18 protein-coding genes and 2 pseudogenes are annotated in these 23036 nt (G+C 42.7%); 16 read left to right on the forward strand and 4 right to left on the reverse strand.

Annotated features, from left to right (window positions below; genetic code table 11):
- Nucleotides 1-55 precede the first annotated feature (55 nt).
- Nucleotides 56-484 carry a chlorhexidine efflux PACE transporter AceI gene (gene aceI, locus ACNS8M_RS05695; protein ID WP_419225263.1) on the forward strand — a complete coding sequence of 143 codons (429 nt, stop codon included), beginning with the start codon at nt 56-58 and terminating at the stop codon, nt 482-484.
- Nucleotides 485-585: 101 nt separating this feature from the next.
- Here the strand turns inward: aceI and ACNS8M_RS05700 are convergent, their stop codons facing one another.
- The gene (locus ACNS8M_RS05700; protein WP_168417428.1) at nt 586-2100 is read right to left on the reverse strand and encodes an acetyl-CoA C-acetyltransferase; all 1515 of its coding nucleotides are present in this window, start codon (nt 2098-2100) and stop codon (nt 586-588) included.
- A 239-nt stretch (nt 2101-2339) separates the two neighbouring features.
- On the opposite strand from ACNS8M_RS05700, the gene ACNS8M_RS05705 reads away from it, so the two are divergent.
- The 9 genes and pseudogenes from ACNS8M_RS05705 to ACNS8M_RS05745 all read left to right on the forward strand — a co-directional run.
- Nucleotides 2340-3731, forward strand: a complete 1392-nt coding sequence (locus tag ACNS8M_RS05705; protein WP_419225264.1) for a 3-oxoacyl-ACP reductase — start codon at nt 2340-2342, stop codon at nt 3729-3731.
- A 140-nt stretch (nt 3732-3871) separates the two neighbouring features.
- Entirely contained in the window at nt 3872-4726 is an 855-nt protein-coding gene (locus tag ACNS8M_RS05710; protein ID WP_168460636.1) for a MaoC family dehydratase, read from the forward strand.
- A gap of 93 nt (nt 4727-4819) precedes the next feature.
- Complete coding sequence (locus ACNS8M_RS05715; RefSeq protein WP_346805162.1) at nt 4820-6103, forward strand: serine hydrolase domain-containing protein; 1284 nt, start codon at nt 4820-4822, stop codon at nt 6101-6103.
- Nucleotides 6104-6168: 65 nt separating this feature from the next.
- Nucleotides 6169-8415, forward strand: coding sequence for a DNA polymerase III subunit gamma/tau (dnaX, locus tag ACNS8M_RS05720; RefSeq protein ID WP_346805161.1), 2247 nt, complete (start codon nt 6169-6171; stop codon nt 8413-8415).
- Nucleotides 8416-8589: 174 nt separating this feature from the next.
- A complete protein-coding gene (gene tnpA / locus ACNS8M_RS05725; protein WP_002114018.1) occupies nt 8590-8973 on the forward strand; it encodes an IS66-like element accessory protein TnpA in 384 nt (127 codons plus the stop codon).
- On the forward strand, nt 8970-9305 hold the full coding sequence (gene tnpB, locus ACNS8M_RS05730; protein ID WP_004828548.1) for an IS66 family insertion sequence element accessory protein TnpB: 336 nt from the start codon (nt 8970-8972) through the stop codon (nt 9303-9305). Before tnpA ends, tnpB begins: the two co-directional genes overlap by 4 nt.
- A gap of 74 nt (nt 9306-9379) precedes the next feature.
- Nucleotides 9380-10821: pseudogene (tnpC, locus tag ACNS8M_RS05735) on the forward strand (IS66 family transposase); the annotation flags it as partial.
- A 575-nt stretch (nt 10822-11396) separates the two neighbouring features.
- Nucleotides 11397-13058, forward strand: coding sequence for a group II intron reverse transcriptase/maturase (gene ltrA / locus ACNS8M_RS05740; RefSeq protein ID WP_419225113.1), 1662 nt, complete (start codon nt 11397-11399; stop codon nt 13056-13058).
- Nucleotides 13059-13162: 104 nt separating this feature from the next.
- A pseudogene (locus ACNS8M_RS05745) lies at nt 13163-13390 on the forward strand (transposase domain-containing protein); the annotation flags it as partial.
- Here ACNS8M_RS05745 and ACNS8M_RS05750 read toward each other — a convergent pair.
- Nucleotides 13387-13860, reverse strand: a complete 474-nt coding sequence (locus tag ACNS8M_RS05750) for an acyl-CoA thioesterase (protein WP_419225265.1) — start codon at nt 13858-13860, stop codon at nt 13387-13389. The pseudogene ACNS8M_RS05745 and the gene ACNS8M_RS05750 overlap by 4 nt on opposite strands.
- Nucleotides 13861-13942: 82 nt before the next feature.
- Nucleotides 13943-15103, reverse strand: a complete 1161-nt coding sequence (locus tag ACNS8M_RS05755) for an iron-containing alcohol dehydrogenase (RefSeq protein ID WP_419225266.1) — start codon at nt 15101-15103, stop codon at nt 13943-13945.
- Between the two features lie 118 nt (nt 15104-15221).
- Between ACNS8M_RS05755 and ACNS8M_RS05760 the strand changes: the two genes are divergently transcribed.
- From ACNS8M_RS05760 to ACNS8M_RS05785, 6 genes are all read left to right on the forward strand, one after another.
- The gene (locus ACNS8M_RS05760; protein WP_419225267.1) at nt 15222-15737 is read left to right on the forward strand and encodes a low molecular weight protein-tyrosine-phosphatase; all 516 of its coding nucleotides are present in this window, start codon (nt 15222-15224) and stop codon (nt 15735-15737) included.
- Nucleotides 15738-15740: 3 nt separating this feature from the next.
- Entirely contained in the window at nt 15741-16781 is a 1041-nt protein-coding gene (gene murB / locus ACNS8M_RS05765) for a UDP-N-acetylmuramate dehydrogenase (protein WP_419225268.1), read from the forward strand.
- Between the two features lie 5 nt (nt 16782-16786).
- Entirely contained in the window at nt 16787-17914 is a 1128-nt protein-coding gene (locus ACNS8M_RS05770; protein ID WP_419225269.1) for a YdcF family protein, read from the forward strand.
- Complete coding sequence (locus ACNS8M_RS05775; RefSeq protein ID WP_168417418.1) at nt 17914-18957, forward strand: alpha/beta hydrolase; 1044 nt, start codon at nt 17914-17916, stop codon at nt 18955-18957. The genes ACNS8M_RS05770 and ACNS8M_RS05775 overlap by 1 nt, the downstream gene beginning before the upstream one ends.
- Nucleotides 18958-19198: 241 nt before the next feature.
- Nucleotides 19199-19894 (forward strand): LuxR C-terminal-related transcriptional regulator, encoded by a 696-nt coding sequence (locus tag ACNS8M_RS05780; protein ID WP_419225270.1) that lies wholly within the window; start codon nt 19199-19201, stop codon nt 19892-19894.
- Nucleotides 19891-21807 carry an ATP-binding protein gene (locus ACNS8M_RS05785; protein ID WP_419225271.1) on the forward strand — a complete coding sequence of 639 codons (1917 nt, stop codon included), beginning with the start codon at nt 19891-19893 and terminating at the stop codon, nt 21805-21807. Before ACNS8M_RS05780 ends, ACNS8M_RS05785 begins: the two co-directional genes overlap by 4 nt.
- A gap of 28 nt (nt 21808-21835) precedes the next feature.
- Here ACNS8M_RS05785 and ACNS8M_RS05790 read toward each other — a convergent pair whose 3' ends face one another.
- Entirely contained in the window at nt 21836-23002 is a 1167-nt protein-coding gene (locus ACNS8M_RS05790; RefSeq protein WP_419225272.1) for a JmjC domain-containing protein, read from the reverse strand.
- Between the last annotated feature and the right edge of the window lie 34 nt (nt 23003-23036).

Below are 23036 nucleotides of genomic sequence, written 5' to 3' on the forward strand. Positions count from 1 at the left end.
TTCAAAACTATGAACATAAAATACTCCTCAGTATTTAACGTCATTGAGTGGGATCATGTTAATTTCCAAAAGAAGATTGCTACATGCGCTGAGCTATGAAGTAGTTTTATTAATTATTATTGCTTTGGCACTTAGTTTTGTATTTGAAATGCCCATACAAGTTACTGGTGGTTTAGGTATTGCAATGGCAGTGACTTCGGTGCTTTGGAATATGCTGTTTAATCATTATTTTGAAAAGTTTGAAGCCAAACACAAACTCAATAGAACCTTGAAAATACGGGTATTACATGCCGTAGGTTTTGAAGGCGGACTGATGCTCGCGACCATTCCAATGGTGGCCTATGCCTTACAAATGTCGATCAGGCAGGCGATTTTAGTTGATTTGGTGATGACGCTCAGCATTTTGGTCTATACCTTTATTTTCCAATATTGCTATGACCATATTGAGGCTAAATTAGGTTATGCACCTCAATACCGCACATAAACTAGAAGCGACTACTTGTGTCGTTGCAGTAGGTGCCACACAATAGAAAAAGCCACTTGCAAAGTGGCTTTTATTTGAATCTAAATCAGGTTAAGACAGAATTATTTTTCAATAATTGCTGTTACACCTTGACCGCCTGCGGCACAAATTGAAACCAATACACGACCAGAACCTTTTTGATTCAGAAGTTTGGCTGCAGTTGCAATAATACGACCACCTGTTGCTGCAAATGGGTGACCTGCCGCTAAAGATGAACCTTTAACGTTCAGTTTGCTGCGATCAATTGAACCTAAAGGTGCTTCTAAACCTAAACGTTCTTTACAGAAGTTTGGATCTTCCCATGCTTTTAAGGTAGACAATACTTGAGATGCAAACGCTTCGTGAATTTCGTAATAATCGAAGTCTTGTAAAGTTAAGCCAGCACGCTCAAGCATACGTGGTACGGCATAAGCAGGCGCCATCAACAAGCCTTCTTTTTTACCTACAAAATCAACTGCTGCGGTTTCTTGGAATGTCAAGTAAGCTAAGACTTCATGACCGTTGGCTTTTGCCCATTCTTCAGATGCAAGTAATACACATGATGCACCATCGGTAAGTGGAGTAGAGTTACCCGCAGTCATGGTACGCGCATCGCCTTTACCAAAAGCAGGTTTTAACTTCGCTAGTTTTTCTACAGTTGAATCTGCACGTAAGTTATTGTCACGCTCTAAACCTAAGAATGGTGTGATGAGATCATCAAAGAAACCTTCATCATAAGCAGCCGCCATTTTTTGATGTGAAGATGCTGCGAGTTCATCTTGCGCTTCACGAGAGATGCCCCATTCAAGCGTAGTAATTGCTTGGTGGTCACCCATAGATAAACCAGTACGCGGTTCGCCATTACGTGGCGCATCCATCAGGTCTTTAACGTTGATTTTAGTTAATGCTTTTAAGCGGTCTTTACCTGTTTTTGCAATGTTGAGTTCAAGCAAAGCTTTACGTAAACCATCACCAAAGGCAATTGGGGCATCAGAGGTAGTATCTACACCACCTGCAATACCAACATCAATTTGACCTAAAGCAATTTTATTGGCGACTAAAAATGCAGCTTGCAAACCAGTACCGCACGCCTGTTGTAAATCGTAAGCAGGTGTTTCAGGTGCAAGGGCAGTATTCAGTACGCACTCACGGGTCATATTGAAGTCGCGGCTGTGTTTGAGTACTGCACCAGCAACCACTTCACCTAAACGTTGACCTTGTAAATTGAAGCGTTCAACCAAACCATTTAATGCTGCTGTAAACATATCTGTATTAGATGCACTAAAGTAAGCACCATTTGAACGTGCGAAAGGAATACGGTTACCACCGATAATAGCAACGCGGCGAACAGTGTTTTGGCTCATAATTTTATCCTGTTGAACAGAGGTCTTAGTATTAGTAGGTGCTTTTGTTTGCGTTGAAGCAGTTGTTTTAGCACGGCTGGTCGTGCGGGTACGTGTAGTTTTTGTCGTACTCGTGTTGGAACGGCTTGCAGTGTTAGTACTTTTGCTTGTACGTTTAGTACCAGTTGATGTATTTGACACATTTTCCGTTGCAGAATTTTCCACTGCTGGATTTTCTTGAGTTGTCTTGCTCATAAGGCTTTTCCAAGCATGTTAAAGGTCTACTTGATGCGTACATTAGCATAATAGTATGACAGCTGAATTGACTACAATGACATTGCAGAATGCATTCAGGTCAAGACATCTGATTATTAACTCAAGTATGATTTAGCAGAAACGGGTGGCGCTATTGAAATGCGGGCATTTGGCATCATATTGATGTTTAAAGATAACGTGTATTCCATCAAAAAATGAATTTATGAGAGATAATAACCATGACTGATCAATACCAAACATTTGCTAAATCTCCTATTGGTAAATTTGTCATTAAAAATTTGGGTCTTCCATCCCCAACTTTTTTAGAGCGTTTTGAGTCTGCAGCACCTGTGGTAAAAGGTGCGGTACTTTTAGGCGCAGCACCTGCAAGCGACTTGTCTGCAGCAATTGCACAAGTATTGGCCAATGTACATGCCAACAGTTACGCGGGCAATAATGCAGAATTGCAACAGGCTGCAGCAAAAGTAGGCTTAAATTTAGGTGCGTTTAACTCAGGCGATAAAGAGTCTAAATTTAAAGTTGTGGTATTTGATGCTTCAGGTATTGAAAATTCAGAACAATTAAAAGCACTGTATGATTTCTTTAACCCAATTGCACGCCAAATTCAGGCTTCTGGCCGAGTGGTGGTGGTGGGAACAACACCAGAAACTGCGGGCAGCGTCAAAAAAGCCATTGCTCAGCGTGCATTGGAAGGATTTGTGAAGTCAGTTGGCAAAGAGTTCAAAAAGGGCATTGCCGCTAACTTAATTTATGTCGATCAAGGCGCAGGTGAAAACCTAGAATCAACTTTACGTTTTGCTATTTCTCCACGTTCTGCTTATGTTTCAGGTCAGGTTATTCGTGTGTCGAATGCTGCAACAGTTGATGTAGACTGGGCAAAACCATTGGCAGGTAAAACTGCTGTGGTAACGGGTGCAAGTCGTGGTATTGGTGAAGCGATTGCCCATGTATTGGCTCGTGATGGTGCACATGTGATTTGCCTGGACGTTCCACAACAGCAAGCTGACCTAGACCGTGTTGCTGCTGAAATTGGTGGTTCAACTTTAGCAATTGACATTACTGCTGCAGATGCAGGTGAGCAAATTAAATCAGCTGCTGCTGCGCAGGGTGGTTTGGATATTATTGTACATAATGCTGGTATTACCCGTGACAAAACATTGGCGAATATGAAACCAGAGCTTTGGGACTTGGTAATTAACATTAACTTGTCTGCAATTGAGCGTGTTAATGATTACTTGTTGGCAAATGATGGTTTGAATGCCAATGGTCGTATTGTCTGCGTATCTTCAATTTCGGGTATTGCGGGTAACTTAGGTCAGACCAACTATGCAGCGTCAAAAGCGGGCGTGGTAGGTGTCGTGAAGTTTACAGCGCCTGTTCTAAACAACGGCATTACCATCAACGCAGTTGCTCCAGGCTTTATTGAAACGCAAATGACTGCTGCAATTCCATTTGCTATTCGTGAAGCGGGCCGCCGTATGAACTCAATGAGTCAAGGTGGTTTACCTGTAGATGTTGCAGAAACCATTGCTTACTTTGCTTCATCTGCATCGACAGGGATCAACGGCAACGTGGTTCGTGTCTGTGGTCAAAGTTTGTTAGGGGCTTAACACATTAAAGTCCTCTCCCTTGTGGAGAGGATTTAGGAGAGGGAGATAAGGGGATATATTATTCACCCTCTCTCTAGCTCTCTCTCAACGGGAGAGAGAACTCCATTAAATAAATTAGAAAAACTTCTCAAAGGTTCAGTATGAATACTCGCCATTTTAGTCAACTTCCAAAACCGTATTTAGCCTATCCTAAAGTGATTCAGAGCTTAATTTTTAAAAAGCCCAAAGGCGAAAAAGTGCTGCCGCAAGTTGAATATGTGGTGGATTCATTTAAGGTCGATCAAAAGCATTTAAAAGCCTATAACGCAGTAACAGGTTTTAAAAACAACGGCTATATTCCAGCAATTTACTTGGCTGTTTTGTCGCAAAGTCTGCAAATGCACATGATGACGCAAGAAGCTTTTCCTTTTGCAATTTTGGGTTTGGTGCACATTCGCAATCAAGTCAAGCAAAGTCGTAAAGTTGGGGTGAATGAACAGCTGACTTTGTCATGTAAATTTGGTGAGCTTCAACCGCACGACAAAGGTGTGCAGTTTGATTTTATCACTACTGTAAAAGTAGGAAATGACGTGGTTATTGAAGGCATTACCACGTATTTAGCTCGTCAAAAAACCACCACTAAAGCAGCAAGCAAAGCAGCAGAAAGTAAAGCTCCTAATTATGCTGTTCAGGCTGAATGGGAAGTTTCTGAAAATACGGGACGCCGTTATGCCTTAACCTCTGGTGATTTTAACCTGATTCATATTCATGCCATTACCGCAAAAGCATTTGGATTTAAACAAGCCATTGCTCACGGTATGTGGAGTAAAGCTAAAGCTTTATCAAGCTTAACTTTGCCAGATGCCTATGAAGCCGATGTTTGGTTCAAACTCCCAATGTATTTGCCTTCAAAAGTTGAGTTTTTAACTGCAAAGGAAGCTAAAAATACCGACTTTTTGATTCGTAACAGTAAAAATCAAAAACCGCATGTAACAGGAACAGTTACTGCGCTATAAATAGATAAAAGCCTAAATTTTGTAAATTTAGGCTTTCTCTTTTTGCGGCGTTAAATTTAGGTCGCAGTGTCTAACAATTCCATGGATGGGAACATGCAACACATTAAAGATTACCTATTTGCACAAACTAGAAATTATGCGGGATGGGTTACACCTGAATTTGAAGATTTAGCCAAGCAATTTAGCCGCCTGCAAGATGCACGTACTCAACAAGGCGGTGCGGCACTTGCAGTATATTTTCAGGGTCAAAAAGTTGTCGATATATGGACGGGTAAGAAGTCCGCGACTGAAGACTGGCAGTCAGATACGTTATCGGTCTGTTATTCCACAGGGAAAGGGGTGTTGGCAACACTGGCGCATATTTTAGTCAGTCAGGGTTTACTCGATTACGATACGCCCATTTGTCTGTATTGGCCTGAATTTGCTCAAAATGGCAAAGCCAGTATGACGCTAAGGCATGTGCTGAGTCATCAAAGTGGTTTGTACGACATTCGCAATATCATTGCCGATGCAACTGAAATGGCAGATTGGTCACACATGCTGAATGTTTTGGCTCAAGCTAAACCACGTTTTGAAGTGGCAACTGAAGCGGCATATCAACCTCTAACTTTTGGTTGGCTTGTTGGTGGTGTTTTAGAAAAAGCCACAGGGCAATCTTTGGCTGCATTGATGCAGCAATATTTGGTTGAACCTTTAGCTTTGGATGGTGCTTATTTTGGTGTGCCTACATCTGGGCTTTCTCGTGTTGCACGGCCATTTAAAACGTCTGTCACTCCACCAAAGTCCGTAATACCTCCAGCCAATAAGGCATCATCGCCATCCCTAAAATCTAAGTCAGTAAAACGTCCTGTGTCTATTTTAGATAAAGCCATTGCTTGGAGTGGGCAAGATCCGCAAGACTTTCAGGATGGTATGATTCCCAAGGGCATGAAAAATTTTAGCTTTTTTAGCGATGAAGGCTTACAGGCTGTGATTCCTGCAGCCAATGGCGTTTTTAGCGCGCAAAGTTTGGCACGTATTTATGCCATGTTGGCGCAGGGTGGATCTTTACATGGGCAGCAATTCATTCAGCCTGCGATCTTTCAACAATTAAGCCAAGTACAATACCGACAGCGTGATCGGGTTATGCCTATCCCGATGCTCTGGCGCTTGGGTTATCACCGTATTTTAAGTTTGGGTAAGGCATCAAATGGTTTTGGACACATGGGCTTCAATGGTTCAGGGGCGTGGTGTGATCCTGAGCGTCAGCTCAGCTTTGCTTATACCCATAATTTTGCTGCAGGTTCTTTAATTGGTGATTATCGACTTTGGGGACTGAGTCAGGAAGCCATTCGCTGTGCAGATCGGCAGTTGCAAGGGCGTAAAGGCTGGTTTTAAGCGTGATTGTACGTTCACTCTTGTGCAAAAAAACAGTATGCTTAGACCTGTAAAAAGGAGCATTCATGTATCAGGTACTTGCGCGTAAATATCGTCCTCGTAATTTTAATGAGTTGGTGGGGCAAAACCATGTATCACGGGCATTGACCAGTGCTTTAGAACGTGGTCGTTTACACCATGCTTATCTTTTTACAGGTACGCGCGGCGTAGGTAAAACCACGATTGCGCGTATTTTGGCCAAATGCCTGAACTGTGAAACAGGCGTGACATCAACCCCGTGTGAAGTGTGTCCAACCTGTACAGCAGTCAACGAAGGTCGTTTCATTGACTTGATCGAAATTGATGCGGCATCTCGCACCAAAGTTGAAGATACACGTGAGTTATTAGATAACGTACCGTATGCTCCGACGCAAGGTCGTTTCAAAGTTTACCTGATTGACGAAGTGCACATGCTGTCTACGCATTCATTTAATGCTTTGCTCAAAACTCTGGAAGAACCACCAGAGCATGTAAAGTTTCTGTTTGCGACCACAGACCCTCAAAAACTCCCAATTACGGTGATTTCACGTTGTCTGCAATTTACTTTGCGTCCTTTGCAAATTGACGAAATCACTCAGCATTTAACCGATATTTTAGCCAAAGAGCAGATTGTGGCCGAGCAAGATGCGATTTGGCAGATTGCAGAATCTGCTCAAGGTTCTTTGCGTGATGCGATGTCTTTGACCGATCAAGCAATTGCCTATGGTCAGGGGGAAATTCATCATCAAGATGTTAAAGACATGTTGGGGTTGATTGACCGTACCATTATTTATGATTTGATTTTAGCGATTCATCAAAACCAGCAGCAGCGTGTGAGCCAGTTGCTATTGCAATTCAGACAGCAAGCTTTAGATGTGTCTTTGGTGCTGGATCAATTGATTTCGACATTGCACGAACTGGCAATCATGCAATATCTGCCAGATTTGAACCTGAAATACAGTGCTGAGATCAATCAAAAAATACAACAGCTTGCAGGACTGATTTCTGCGCAGGATATTCAGCTCTATTATCAGATTGCTTGTAAAGGACGTGCCGATTTACAAATAGCAGTGACCCAAGAGCAAGGCTTTGAAATGTGTGTGCTGCGTTTGCTGGCATTTCGTCCTTTGCAAGCCAATGAAGTGTTGGTTTCTGCTGTGCCTAATACGGCACAAACAGCACCTGATTCTGCTCAGTTTGTTACTCACAGTGAGCAAGCCCCTCAGCCTGTAATGCAAAACTCAGACGTTGAGATGCATCAAGCGGCTGAATTGGACGCAGGTGCAGCATCTGATACTCAAACTCATCATGCTGTTAGGCAGGATATTGATGGATTTGAGTATGAAGATGATGAATACCTTGAGCAAAACACAGCACAGACTGCCATAGCAGAACCATCTTCCGATGATTTTTTGGATGATGAATCTGAAGGTGATGAACAAAATAGCGTGGTTCAGAATCATGAGCATGCGCTGCCTGAAAGTACTGTAGAACAGTCTGCACCAGAAGTATCAAGTGCTAAAAATACCGCCCCAAGAGAACAGATTGTATTTGACCCAAATGCAGCAGAACCATTATTTGGTTTAGACAGTGAAGCAGAAAATAATACGGTAGCGGCAACCAATACACCAAATCAGGATGACTTATTATTGGAAAGTTTTGATGCGATTGCGCCATTAGCTAGCATTGAAGCATCAGCAGACTCTGAGCCTTTAGAATTAACGCCGTCTGATCAAGATTCTACAAATGATGCTTCAAACTCCAATGAAGGAGAACCTTCTTTATTTGATTCTGTGCAAGATATTTCTGTAGATGCTGCCATCACCGCAGCACAGACACAAAATTCAACTTCTACACCGAACGGTGATGCGCAGTTAATGCCACAGGATATTCTGCGCTTACAGCCACAAGTTTTAGAGGGCGAGTGGACTTTAGACAAGTGGGAATATTGGTTTAGACACAGTGATCTTTCTCCAGCTGTACAAGAGCTAGCGCAGCATGGGGTGATGACAGGGCAGATTGATGGCGAATCAATTTTTCATATTCCAGAGCAATACCAACAGCTTTTAGCGCAATTGCAACATACCTTGGAAGGCGCTTTAAAAAGCCAATGGAGTAAAACGCTGTTTAAAGTGCAGTATGAAAATGTAGATGACACCACGCCGTATGTTTTGCAGCAACAACGTAAACATCGGGCGTATCAACGAGCGGAAAACTTGTTACACCAAGAGCCTGCTGTGCAAGAGCTTTTGCAAAACTTTGAAGGCGAGTTGCACAATATTCAGCTCAAATAAGCAGACCCAAACTGCTGAATTTAACGTTTAAATTAAATGGCTGGTTCAAACCAGCCTTATTTTTTAGCTCTAGATCAGGCTGATCTCTGTAAGCGTCCGCTGAACACACCTTCTGAATTCATCCTATAAGCCTTAATTTAGTCCCCACTTAGAAACAAGTGGGGACTTAAATTTATGACTACAAATAATCAGACATCCATCGCATCTCTTGCGAAAAAACGAAGAACATACAGTGCTGAATTTAAACAGCAGATCGTTCAGGCTTGTAAAGCACCGGACGTTTCAATTGCTTCAGTCGCTTTGCAACATGGATTGAATACAAATCTTGTATCCAAATGGATTCGCTTAATTGATGCTAAGCCAGGGAGTGATCGCTCACCACTACCGAATAAACCTGCATTTATTGCCTTATCTTGCTCTGCACCATTAGATCCTACTCCTACTGACATGTTAAAAGTTCAAATTACTTTACCCCACTCAAAAGCAGAAATTGGCTTGAAATGGCAAGTATCAGAAATACCTGCCTTGGCAGAATTACTCAAGGTGCTGGCAACATGATCCGTATCGATGAAATCTGGCTTTCTACCCAACCTCTGGATATGCGAGCAGGGATGGATACTGTCATGGCTCAGGTGGTGAGAGCCTTTGGCTACATTAAACCGCATTGTGCTTACCTGTTCTGTAATAAACGTGGCCATCGCATGAAAGTGCTGGTACATGATGGACTGGGCATCTGGCTGTGTGCCCGGCGGCTGGAACAGGGAAAATTCCACTGGGCTAAAGTTCACCAGGGTGAAAGCGTAGCTCTCAACCCGGAACAGTTACAGGCATTAATCCAGGGTTTGCCTTGGCAGCGCATTGGACGACAGCAGGTGGTCACGATGCTCTAAACCAAGCTCGGCTATTCTGCCATCCTCCAAACGTTCTATTTCATTCTTCTCATGACCTCAGGCATACTGCGGTCATGAATACGCTGCCAGATTTAAGCCAACTGACCCATGAACAACTGCTGGAATTCACCCAGCAGTTGGCGATGCAGCATCAACAACTCGCAGAAGATAAACAACAATTAGATGCTCAAGTTCAACATCTGGAAGTATCAAATCAACAATTAGATGCCAAAGTTCAACATCTTGAAGTCACCAATCAGCAATTAGATTCTAAAGTTCAGCATCTTTCTATTCTCAATCAAAAATACGAGCATGAACTGGCGCTGTTTAAACAGCATAAATTCGGCAGTAAAAACGAACATCTCACCGCAAAACAAATCCACCTATGGGATGAAGCGGTTGAAGAAGATATCGCAGCAGTTGATTTGGAACTGGAGCGGCTGAATGCAGATAAAACCGATGCAGCGACAGAGAAAGCCACAGTCAACAAACCTAAACGTCGACTGCTGCCGGATCATCTACACACCATTCGTATTGAGCATGAACCAGCATCAACCCAATGCAGTTGTGGCTGCCAGTTACGTCGTATCGGCGAAGATATCAGTGAAAAACTGCATTTCAGACCGGCACAGTTCTATAAGGAACAGCATGTGCGTGGCAAATGGGTCTGTGATCAGTGTGACACCCTGACTCAGCAAGCGATGCCTGCCTATGTGATTGATAAAGGCATTGCTTCACCTGAACTGCTCAGCCATGTGCTGGTATCGAAGTATGCCGATCATTTGCCGCTGTACCGTCAACGTCTGATCTATCAGCGGGCGGGATCGAGCTTTCTAGATCAACGTTATCTGACTGGATAGGTCGCTGCGGTGTAGAACTGGAACCTCTGGCCAATGCCTTAAAACAGGTGGTGCTGCAACAGCGGGTGATCCATGCCGATGAAACACCGGTCACCATCATGCGGATGGGTGAGAATGATAAAAAACCGAAGAAAGGTTATGTCTGGGCCTATGCCACTACACAGTACAATCCAGTTCAGGCAGTGATCTATGACTTTCAGGATAGTCGTTCAGGCCAGCATGCTGCAGAGTTCTTGAAAGGCTGGCAGGGCTATCTGGTCTGTGATGATTACAGTGGTTATAAAGCACGCTTTAAATCAGGCCAGGTCATTGAGGTGGGCTGCATGGCCCATGCACGTCGTAAATTCCATGAACTGCATGTGACCGGGAAAAGTCAGATCGCTGAACAGGCATTAGTGCTGATTCAGAAACTGTATGCGATAGAAGCAGAGCTCAGGAAAAAGACCGATGGTACAGCGGAAGACCGCCGCGAATACCGACAACAGCACAGCCAACCGGTGATGCAACAACTGTATGAATGGCTCAACCAACATTATCTGACGGTGCCATCGAGTTCTCCAACCGCCAAGGCCATCAATTACACTCTGAAGCGTTGGCCAGCCTTAAGCCGCTATCTGGATGATGGCAATCTACCTATAGATAATAATTGGGTGGAAGTGCGACACGAAGTCGCTTAATGAAGTTGTTCCCCCTGCGGGAACCACCCGTGTCACCGGGTGAATCTAGAAGGCTGAATAAAGAGCGCCTTCGACAATGTAACGAGGCACCGTAAGGTGCGGGGTATCAATCGTGAGAGGCGTACTCTTCTGGCAGCCATAGCCGGACAAGGGCTAGATAATCGGTATGGTGAACACATGTGAATCTGCGCAACGATCGTTAAATTGAACGAGCGGAAATGGCTAATACGCTCGAACCAAAACGGTAATGGAGGTGGGAATCGCGTCTTTCTACTACGCATTCGTGACCCATACGCCTCCCGGTCGATAGCAGGCACCTAAGCCGATGTACTTCAGTAAGCGGAACGTGGAAATCCCGTATTACCCCCATTGGGAAAGCAGTTTGCAAAAACTGCCCATGGTGATGCGGGCGAAGGAACGAGGAAAAAGCGAATGCCAGTCTGTAATGGGTTGGATAGAGGTTGAAACATTACCTCACGCGAAAGCGGGCTGACGTCCTTATGGTCTCTCATCACAAGAGAGTGTGTAGAACCCTTTTAATGGAGGGAGAGCAAATGAACGCAGCAGTATCAGCGTGTGCGCCTTCCAGCACATCGTGGGACAGCATCGATTGGATTGCTGTACAGCGTCATGTCAGAGGGCTGCAAGCGCGTATTGTGAAGGCGGTACAAGACGGCAGGTATAACAAGGCGAAAGCTCTGCAATGGCTGCTGACTCACTCGTTTAGTGGCAAAGCATTGGCCGTAAAACGAGTGTCTGAAAACAAAGGCAAAAACACGGCTGGGGTCGACAAGGTGACTTGGAATACACCCAAGGCCAAGACCGGTGCGATGATGTCGTTGAAGAGGCGAGGTTACACGCCCCTTCCGCTTCGGAGAGTCCTTATTCCGAAGAAAAATGGCAAGATGAGACCTCTCGGGATACCCACGATGAAATGCCGGGCCATGCAGGCGCTCCATCTGCTGGCTTTGGAACCCATCGCGGAGACCACCGCTGATCGGAACTCTTATGGATTCAGACCACAACGCTCAACCGCGGATGCTGCAGCACAGTGCTTTGGTGTGCTGTCAAGAAAAGTAAGTGCGGAGTGGGTGCTAGAGGGTGACATTCAAGGCTGTTTCGACAATATCAGCCATGACTGGATGATCGCCAACCTCCCAATGGACAAGGTGATTCTACGGAAATGGCTCAAAGCCGGTTACGTCTACCAAAGCAAGCTGTTTCCCAGTCTTTCCGGAACACCGCAAGGAGGTATTATCTCCCCGGTGCTGGCCAACATGACCTTGGACGGACTGGAAACGATGCTGGCTAAGAGGTTCTCTAACGCCAAATGGACAGGCAAAAAGCTGCAACTGGTACGGTATGCGGATGATTTCATCATCACGGGGTATTCTAAAGAGTGGCTCGAAAATGAAGTTCGTCCTGCCGTGGTTGAATTTCTGGCGCAGCGCGGTCTCGTGCTCTCTCAGGAAAAGACCAAAATCACGCACATAGGGAACGGGTTCGATTTTCTTGGCTGGAACGTACGTAAGTACAACGGCAAGCTACTGATCAAGCCGTCAAAGGCAAACATCAGCGCTCATCTTGACAAGCTGCGAGCATTAATCAATGCAAACAAAGCGACACGACAGGCCACTTTGATCGGTTTGCTCAACCCGATTCTAAGGGGTTGGGCCAACTATCATAGTCATGTCGTTGCCAAGAAGGTTTTCAACCAGGTAGACAACGCAGTGTGGGAAATGCTCTGGCGATGGGCTGTACGTCGCCACCCTCGCAAGACACTCCGATGGGTCAAAGATCGGTATTTCAAAGTACAAGGAGCGCGTCGATGGGTGTTCTCATGTGATGAACAGTCCGCCGATGGTCGGAAGCGACAATACACATTAGTGTCTGCCTCGGACACGCCAATTGTGCGACATATCAAGATCAAGGCTGCTGCTAACCCTCATGACCCCGCATGGGATGAGTACTTCGAATCCCGATGGGGTAAAAGAATGCTGGTCTCCGCAAAGGGGCGAGCCAAGCTGTATCGGGTGTGGCTAAAACAAGGTGGTCGCTGCTGCGCCTGTCTTAAACCAGTCACCAAAGATACACCATGGCACAGCCGTCATATTGTGAAGCTAAGTCATGGTGGAACGGATGCAGTTGCTAATCTTGAGATTTACCATCTGTATTGTCCGAGGAGTGTTCAGTTTGCCAATGTCAACGATGTATAACCGGGTGCCGAATGGCGCCTTAGCAGAGGCTTGAGCCGTGTGCTGGGAAACTCGCATGCACGGTTCTTAGGGGGTTGGACGTAGGTAACTGCGTCTGACTACCCGACAACCAGATGCGCCCCTGGGCGTTGGGACGTAAGAACTGGTTATTTGCAGGTTCGCTGCGCAGCGGTCAGCGAGCAGCCAATATTATGACATTAATCCAGTCAGCAAAGCTGAATGGGCTGGATCCCTATGCCTATTTAAGTGATGTGCTGAAAAGGTTGCCGACACATAAAGTGACTCAGATTGAAGAATTGCTACCACACCGCTGGAAACCTAAATCGAATTAAAAAATAGGCATGGGGTTCAGCGGACGCTTACTGATCTCTACACTCATATAAGCTTGTAAAGCTTCACGCATATTTTGTGGAATCGGGAAACTTTGACGTGTATTTCGTTCTACAAACACATGCACCATTTGCCCTTGTGCAGAGGCTTGTTGTTGTCCATGCTTAAAAATTGCCAAATCATAAATCAACGATGAATTCCCAATTTTTTGAATGGCGACTCCGACCTCAATGACTTCGGGATAAGACAATTCCTGTAAAAAATGGCAGGTGGAGCTAACCACTAAACCAATGCAAGGTGATTGCTTGGGTTCAAAACCTGTTTTTTGAATCAATAGGGCATTGGCCGCACTGTCAAAATAGCTGTAATAGGTGACATTGTTGACATGCCCATACATGTCATTGTCTGCCCAGCGGGTTTGAATGGGAACGAAAAAAGCGTATTGATTACGGGTTTTAATTTCAGGTTTCACAAAGTTGACTCTATATTTTTTAATGGTGGCGGTGGCTGAACAGGATTCGTTGAGTTGTTGATAGGTTGCAATGTTTCATCCATTAAGCATAAATGGCTTGGTAAACGTTTAAGGCATCTTGTACCTGTAATTCTTTAGGATTGTTTTGTAGCAAGCGAGTTTGTAACAGGGCATCTTCTGCAAGTTGTATTAACATATTTTCTGGTACGCCTAGTGTATTGAGTTTTAATGTTAAGCCACTCTGCTCAAGGTGGTTTTGAAAATGATCGATAAACAAATCACACAGTCCATCGGTGCAGCCTTTACTACGTGGGTCTAACCAGCACATGAGTTCTGCATAATCTTGTTTGGCTACAGGTGCATTAAATTTTAAAACCTCAGTCAGTACCAAGGCATTGCTATGTCCATGCGAGATATGAAAATGTCCACCTAATGGATAGGCGAGTGCATGGACTGCGGCAACAGGGGCATTGGCAAAGGCTTGTCCTGCCAACATTGAACCAAATAGCATATTTTGACGTGCTTGCATATTGCTGCCATCTTCAAGTACCAGTTTCAAGTTTTGATCTAATAAACGCAGTGCCTGTTTTGCCAGTAAGTCTGAATAAGCATTTTTTTTGATTTTAGAGGTATAGGCTTCAATGGCATGTACCATCGCATCAATCCCTGTGGCTGCAGTAATCTGTGCAGGCAGGTTGCGGGTAAAATTGGCATCTAAAATAGCAACATCGGCATATAAAATAGGCGAGACAATGCCAGTTTTGCTGGTTGCACCTGTAGTGACAATCGAAATAGGTGTCACTTCAGAACCTGTGCCCGCAGTAGTGGGAACTAAAATTAAGGGCAAACGTGGTGCTTGAGCATTGCCCACACCATATAAGTCTGACAGTTGTTGGTGTTGTTCAGGATGACTCAATACAGCAATGATCTTGGCAACATCCATAGCGCTGCCACCGCCAAACCCTACAACCACGTCAATTTTTTGTTGCTTGGCAAAGGCAACCGCATCTAAAACAATCTGTTCTGCGGGGTCTGCTTGCACATTTGCGTAAATTGCATAATCCAGTTGAAGTTGTTCTAAAATCTCTAAAATAGGCAGATGCAATTGTTGCTGTAAAATCCCAGCATCGGTGACCAATAATAGGCGTTGGTAAGGCTTTGCTTTTAAAATATTGTATAGCTCAGAAATTGAGCCAAGTCCTGAAATAATGTTGCCAACAGTTTGAAATTGAAAATTTTGCATACGCTTATCCTTATTATTTATACCTAATTCAACATTATTGTGTAGTCACGATATAGGATTCATATCATAAATAACTTAACATAAGGCTCTTAAAAATAAAGTAGCTCTGAGGTTGTTTATGTCATCCCAAACGCCATACAAGGTGTTATGTGTTTGCTTAGGAAATATTTGCCGTTCACCTACGGCAGAAATTGTACTGCGACATTTTTGTGATGAACAGCAACTGAATGTTTGGGTAGATTCTGCAGGAACCAGTAATTATCACCCGGGCAAAGCACCCGACTTACGCAGCCAGCAGCATGCGTTGAAGCGTGGCTATGACTTATCTGCATTACGTGCACGCCAATTACAGATTCAAGACTTTATTGAGTTTGATTTAATTCTGGCGATGGATTTGGAAAACTTAAGCAATATTCAGGCCTTGATGCAGCGTGCCAAAGCTGAATTTGGTACTTTACGTGCCGAAGTTGCCTTAATGAGTGAGCACGATCCTCTCTATACTCAGCAAGAATTACCCGACCCGTACTATGGTGAAGCCGATGGTTTTGAGCGTGTGCTCGATCAATGTGAGTCGAGCAGTCGTGCATGGGTACAGGTGCTGCAACAACAATTTGAATTAAAGGTTAAGGTTTAAGTCATGCACATTCAACATTCTATGCAACTCAAACCATTCAATACCTTAAATTTGGATGCTACAGCCTCGCATTATGTGAAAATTCATCATACGCAGGATATTTTAGATACCTTGGCATTTGCCAAATCTGAACAGTTAAATGTGCTAATTTTGTCAGGTGGCAGCAATATGTTATTGCCTGAACATATTCATGCATTGGTGATGCACATGGATATTCAGGGCATCGAACAACTGAGCGAAGATGCAACAAGCGTCACATTGAAAGTAGGTGCGGGGCAAGTTTGGCATGATTTTGTGTTATGGACGACTACACAAAAACTCTACGGTCTGCAAAATTTAGCGTTAATTCCTGGGTTGGTTGGAGCTTCGCCAGTACAAAATATTGGGGCCTATGGGGTCGAAGTCGGTGAGTTTATAGAGTCTGTGCATGTTTATGACCGTGATCTACAACAATTCTGTGCGATCTCTGCGCAAGATTGTCAGTTTGCTTATCGGCACAGTATTTTTAAAGATCAGCCAAATCGTTACATTATTACGCATGTGACCTTTAAATTACTGAAACACGCAGTGCTAAAATTAAATTATGGTGACTTAAAAGCGGCGGTTGGTGATGACCAAACTGCTGAAAACTTGCAGCAACAAGTCATTCAGATACGTCAAAGCAAATTGCCGAATCCTGCTGAGTATCCTAATGTTGGCAGTTTCTTCAAAAATCCTGTCATTTCAGCACAACAATTTGACCAAATTGCACAACAATATCCGAATTTACCCCATTACCCGCAGCCGAATGGGCAGGTTAAAATTGCCGCTGGTTGGCTGATCGATCAGGCCGGCTGGAAAGGGAAACAATTAGGTGCAGTCGGTATGTTCCATAAACAAGCTTTGGTTTTGGTCAATTATGCAGAGGCTACCTTGGCAGATGTGCAACAGACTTATCGTGCCGTGCAACATGATGTATTGAGCCGTTTTGGTATTTTGTTAGAACCTGAACCTGTCTTATTTGATGACACAGGTTTGATTCGTGCACATCAGCCCGTAGGTTAAAATAGATGAAACATACCCATTGGATGGTCAGACTAGTACAAATAGCGACGGTGTTATTTGTATTATTTGCTTGTCTAATGATTTTTATCTATTCACCTTTTTATTCAAAAATGGTGGTAAAAGCTTTAAATACCTTCGTGCCTGTTGAAGTGAATGAAGTGGCGGCGAAAAGTCAGCAAATGGCTGCTTTTAGTGATCAGGACAGCTTAGAACCTGGTTCAGATTTATGGATTGCACGACAAGCTTATTTAAAGTTAATGGAACAAGAAATTAAATCTGAAAATTCACAAAATTTAACTCTGATACAGGCACGTTATAAAGCCTTACAGGCCTTGATTGTTGAAGAGCAAAATCAAAGAAAATTAGAATTAGAGCAAGATCAGCCACAAGTACCATTGCTCGCGCCTACAGCAGCATCAGAAATTTCACCTGAAGACCCTTCAGAAAATGTCAAAGCTTTACTGAATTTAGATAGCCATGAAAATCAGGCATTAATGGAACAATATTTGGAGTTTTTAAATACTCATAAAATTGCTGAAGCCGAAAATAACACTGTAGATGAAGAGATTTTTAAAGATATTGCTTTGATTCATCAACAAAACATACCCAAAATACCAGAAAACTCGAAACCTTATGCAATTGTAGTGTTAGGTGGTGGATTAACCTTAGATGACAATGGTAAAGATATTGTAGTAAATCAATATACACGTCTGCGTTTAGAAACGACTTTGGCGGTGGTAAAACAATATCAATTACCAATTGTACTCAGCGGTGTAGAAGCACCTTATATGCAGCGCTGGTTACAACAATACGAAGTCGATGCAAAATTATTAGAAGACCGCAGTATGAATACTTGTGAAAATTCACGTTTTAGTTCGTTATTATTACAAAAAAAGGGTGGTGCACCTACGGTGATTTTGATTACAGACCGTTATCACATGCCGCGTACACGACGGTTATTTGCCTTGAACGGTATAGAAACTATTCCTGTAGAAGCTCCAATGCCTACCCAGCTTACCGCATGGCGTCCTAGTGAACAAAATTATGATCACAGCCGTCGTGCCAATTATGAAATGCTTGCCACCATTCGGGATGTCTTGTTTGGTTCTAGCGCATGTCGCGAGGTGCCTTAATGTCTGATTTGCCTTTTTTGAATCCAAGCATTTTAAAACAGCTCGATTTACCTGTACCGAGTCGAGACACCACGCCACAAATTTTACAGCCTTTAAACCTAAATCGAGCCTTTGAGCCAAGTGTAGAGTTACAGGCATATAGACAGCTTTATGGTTTTCATTTGCTAGATTGTGAGCATTGGCAAGGTTATGTACAAATGCCGTTGTTCAAGCTGCACGTGCAAATTTTTCAGCCTGATTTAACTAAAACCAAGTTCGATAAAATTCAGGGCACTGTATTTTTACTGCATGGATATTTAGAACATAGCGGGATTTATCAGCCCATTGTCAAAGAATTACTTGAGCAAGGCTTTAGTGTATTAACTTATGATTTACCTGGGCATGGTCTTAGTAATGGTTCACCTGCCAATATTCAAAACTTTGATCATTATCAACAAGTGTTACATGCGGTTTATCAATATGTTAAAAATGCTGATCAATTGCCAAAACCATGGTTAGGTATTGGCCAAAGTACAGGTGGTGCAATTTGGATGCATCATCTACTGGAGTTTGCCCAACGTCGTGAAAATCCATTTGTAGAGCGGGTTTTATTACTTTCACCGCTGATTCGTCCTGCGAAATCTGCATGGTGGCATAACTCTGTTGGTTTAGGCATTATCCGTCGTATTAAGCGTGAAGTACCACGACATTTCCGACGTAATAACCATAACCCTGAGTTTTTAAGATTTGTACGTTTAAAAGACCCGTTACAGCCTAGAATGATGGGTATGGACTGGATTCTGGCGATGTCTAAATGGATGTTTGAAATGGAAGAGCGTCCAGCATGTCGTATTCCTGTTTGGTTGGCACAAGGCGCGCAAGACCAAACAGTAGACTGGCGTTACAACATCGAATTTATCCGTCGTAAATTCCGCTTACAAACCTTATTAATGCTTGAAGAAGGTTCTCATCAATTAATCAATGAGCGTGCAGATATTCGTGCAGCTTTAACGGGTTTAATTCCTGCATTTTTACATGCACATAGTTCAAAAACATATTACTAAACGATTGTGTAATTGCTCAAGCTAATGCTGAATTGCCCATAAAAGTGTGGGCAATCAGTATGACACTTGGGCTATTTTCAATATTTATTGGAATAAATACCGATTAAACATTTTCAATGCTATGCTCATTGTAATAGAACAACAGGCATTGCCATAAAAACTCCTTAATTCTAGGGATGGATTTAGTAGAAAAACTATTGTTATATTTGAATTTATATTTTTGGGGAGGTTGAAGGCAGCAATGGAAACGATATTACCAGTGCCGGTTTTAATTGTTGAAGATGAGCCTATTATTCAGTCGCGTCTCAGAAAAATTTTGCATGATATTGGCTATCAGGATGACATGCTGTTTTTTGTCAGCAATCTTAAAGCTGCCATGAAGTGTATAGAAGAGCAGCCGATTGTTTTGGCGTTGGTGGATTTAGGCTTGCCAGATGGCAATGGCAAAGAACTAATAGAACAATTACATTTTAGAGACCCAAGTGCATTAATTTTGGTGATATCGGCATGGAGCACGCAAGATAGCCTGTTTTCCGCAATACAAGCAGGTGCGACAGGTTATGTCTTAAAAGAACGTGATGATGCAGAAATCGTGATTGCCATCCGCAGTATTTTAAGAGGTGGAGCACCCATTGACCCATTTATTGCACGGGAAATTTTATCGAAAATATCTCATAAGAAAGTTGCTGTTGCTTCAGATGATTCTGCAAACAGCAATAATTCGGAAACATTTAATAGCAATTATGAACAATTAACGGGACGTGAACTTGAAATTTTAAATCTTGTGGCACAAGGTTTAAGTAATCGAGAAATTGCAGAACAATTATTTGTTTCACGTTATACCGTTGAAAGTCATATCAAACATATTTACCGTAAATTATCGGTGACCAAGCGCACCAAAGCGGTCAGTACTGCGAGAACACTAGGCATTTTATGATGCGCAGCTGGCTAAAATATGCCTTCGGAATATGCCTGTTGATCTGTGCGTGGCAAAGCTATGCGCAGCAAATTGTCTATCCAATTAATCAGCACTGTAATGTGCATGTGCTTTCTATTAGCTCAGCTAAAACAGCATCACAAAATAAAAGCCCTGAAACTGGTTGGGAAAATGTCAAATTACCCGATGTTTGGGATATACGCTGGAAAAATTATAACGGTGGTGTCTGGTATAAAATTGATTGGGAGTGGTTTTGTGAGCGTGAGCATAGTTTAAATCAACCCATTGTGTTTGCTTTGGATTATTTAAATAGTGCTGGGGCAGTTTACTTAAATAAAGATTTGCTTTGGGCGAGTCAGCATTTACAAGAACCATTGTCTAAAAGCTGGAATATGCCACGTTATTGGATTTTACCTGTCTCTGGCTTAAAGCCGGGTAAAAATCAAATTTTAGTTTATGTAAATGGTTATGCATTTCAAAATGCAGGTTTGGGCAAAATCACATTCAATAACGTGCATGAAAATATAAAGCATCACCAAAAAAGTCTATGGAAGAAGCGCACTTTATTTGAAATAAACGCCATTTTATCTGCCACCTTAGGTATTTTATGTTTGGTGATTTGGCTATTTATCCGCCGTGATAATAGTTTTGGCTGGTTTGCACTCAGTTGTTTGCTATGGCTACTTTTCATTTCACAATTTTTGACAACTGAAACTTATCCTTACCCCACAACTTTGGCGGCTGCTCAAGCAAATCTAAGTTTCTTTATTCTGTATATACTCTGTTTTAGTGTGTATTTGCTCAGGTTTGCAGATCGGCGTTTTCCTGTGCTTGAAGAGAGTTTATTTGTATTTAGTATTGCGGTGATTGTCGGTATATTTTTCACACCACTGGATTATGCAAAAATTGTCTTAGGGACTGTTTTCTTAAGCTATGCATCATTATTGGTTGTGGTTTATTTTTACTTGGCTTATCTCAGTTATAAAACTCAAAAAACAGAATTATATTTATTGATTTTTTGTTTAACCTTAATTGGTTTATTTGCCTGTGTCGATGTTGTCCGTTTAGGAAATGCTGAAACTGCGAGTTTATATCAGCCATTATCGCCTTATACCTCACCAGTAATCACTTTATTCATTGCGCTGATTCTTGGTATGCGTTTAAAAAGAAATATTCAAAAAATTGAAAAATTTAATCAAGATTTGGAGTTTCGGGTTTTTGAAGTCAGTGAAGACTTAAAACGCAGTATGTCGGAAAAGCACTATTTAGAATTGGAGAACGTACGTTTACAGGAGCGTATTCATTTATCACATGATTTACACGATGGACTCGGGGCATCTTTGGTTCGATCAATGATTTTGGTAGATCAAAATGAAGATGAAATGAGTAATCAGCAATTTTTATCGATGTTGAAATTATTGCGTGATGATTTACGTCAAATTATTGATAGTGGCTCTTCAATTGGTTCAAAAGTGCCTGAAAATCCGAAAGTCTGGGTTGCACCTGTACGGCACCGTTTTAGTCAGTTAATGGATGAAATGGATATTCACTCTAGATGGGATTTTCCGAATGAATGGCTCATTGAACCGAATGCTTTACAGTGTCTGACTTTAATGCGAGTGCTTGAAGAAAGCTTAACCAATGTGATTAAACATAGTCAGGCAAAAAACGTAGCTGTTTCGATGCAATTTATGCAACCGAATCAGTTGTTGCTCAAAATTCAGGATGATGGGGTTGGTTTTGAAGCCAATAGTGTGTTGGAGCAAGGCATGAGTATCGGTATGCGCAGCATGAAAATGCGTTTAGAACGGGTTGGTGGGCAGTTAAAACTGAGTTCAACCCCAGGCTATACATTAATTCAAGCCATCTTATACTTTGATGAAGCCAACTCTAAGATGAATGAATCATCTTAGAGTCTATGCTATGTATGGATAGAGCCGTTTAAGCTTCTTCTGCTGGAAGCAGCATTAACACGGAATCGTTCAAGAGTTGTACTAAATCTTCCAAAATATCTGGGTCGTACAGGTTTTCATCAAGCAAGACACGCTCACCATTCGCTATTTTTTGTAGCGTGTTGATCGATGTATCTGCGACACAAATTGCCTCGCCATTGGCCCAAAACAGAATTTGACCGTCTTGTGCTGTATAAAGCAGACGAGAGGCGGGCTCAAGCATAATCTGATAACCCTGATCAAGCGCTTCTTCTAAGTCTCCTACACCCATTTCATCAACTTCAGGTATATTTTCTGGGTATTTAGGTTCAGACATTAAACTTAAAATTGCATCATCCAAAACTGATGAATTTTGCAAGCGTGCCCATAATTCTGCTTTCAAATAATCCAGTTCTGCTGCGGTCATTTCACCAATCTGGGTGCTTTGTTCTCGAACGATGTCATGTAGCGGAGTACGTAACATTTCATCGGCAGAGAATTTATCACTCACACGATCCATCATTTCACTGATATTTGGCATGCGGAAGCCAAATGAGAAAGTCAGGCAATCATCTTCAGCTACACCATAATGCGCCAAACCAGGTGGAACATAAAGTAAATCACCCGGTGCAAGTACTTCATCAAAATTAACCTGCATTTCAGGCAATAATTTGAGCGGTTGTCCTGCTACAAACTCAGTTTCTGCATCACACATTTGCCCAAGCTGCCAACGACGGTGACCATAACCTTGTAGTAAAAAGACGTCATAAAAATCAAAATGCTGACCTACAGAACCACTTTTAGGGGCATAAGACACCATAATGTCATCACGTCGCCATTGCGGTATAAAAGGGAATTTTTTCCAAAGTTCTGCCAAGTCAAAAGAATAATGATCGACTGCCTGTACCAACAGTGTCCAAAGTTTTGGCATTTTTTGAAAATCACCTTTAATCAGCGGCGATGATTTTACACTCCACTGATTTGGGTCTTTGTCTTTTTGTTTAATTAAACGGGCAGTGACATCTTCTTCCAGTGCCAGCTCCATGACGTCACTAGGTTCAAGCAGGTTTGCAATTTCTGGGAGTGCGTTGCGTACCAATAATGGTTTTTTTTGCCAATATTCACTTAGGAATTGTTCTGCAGTAATTCCGCCTAAAACATCTAAAGGTTGCGACATAAAATAGCCTAAGCAGGTCTGAGTATAGAGAATC

This window comes from Acinetobacter sp. A2 (assembly GCF_048537555.1).
Taxonomy (GTDB): domain Bacteria; phylum Pseudomonadota; class Gammaproteobacteria; order Pseudomonadales; family Moraxellaceae; genus Acinetobacter.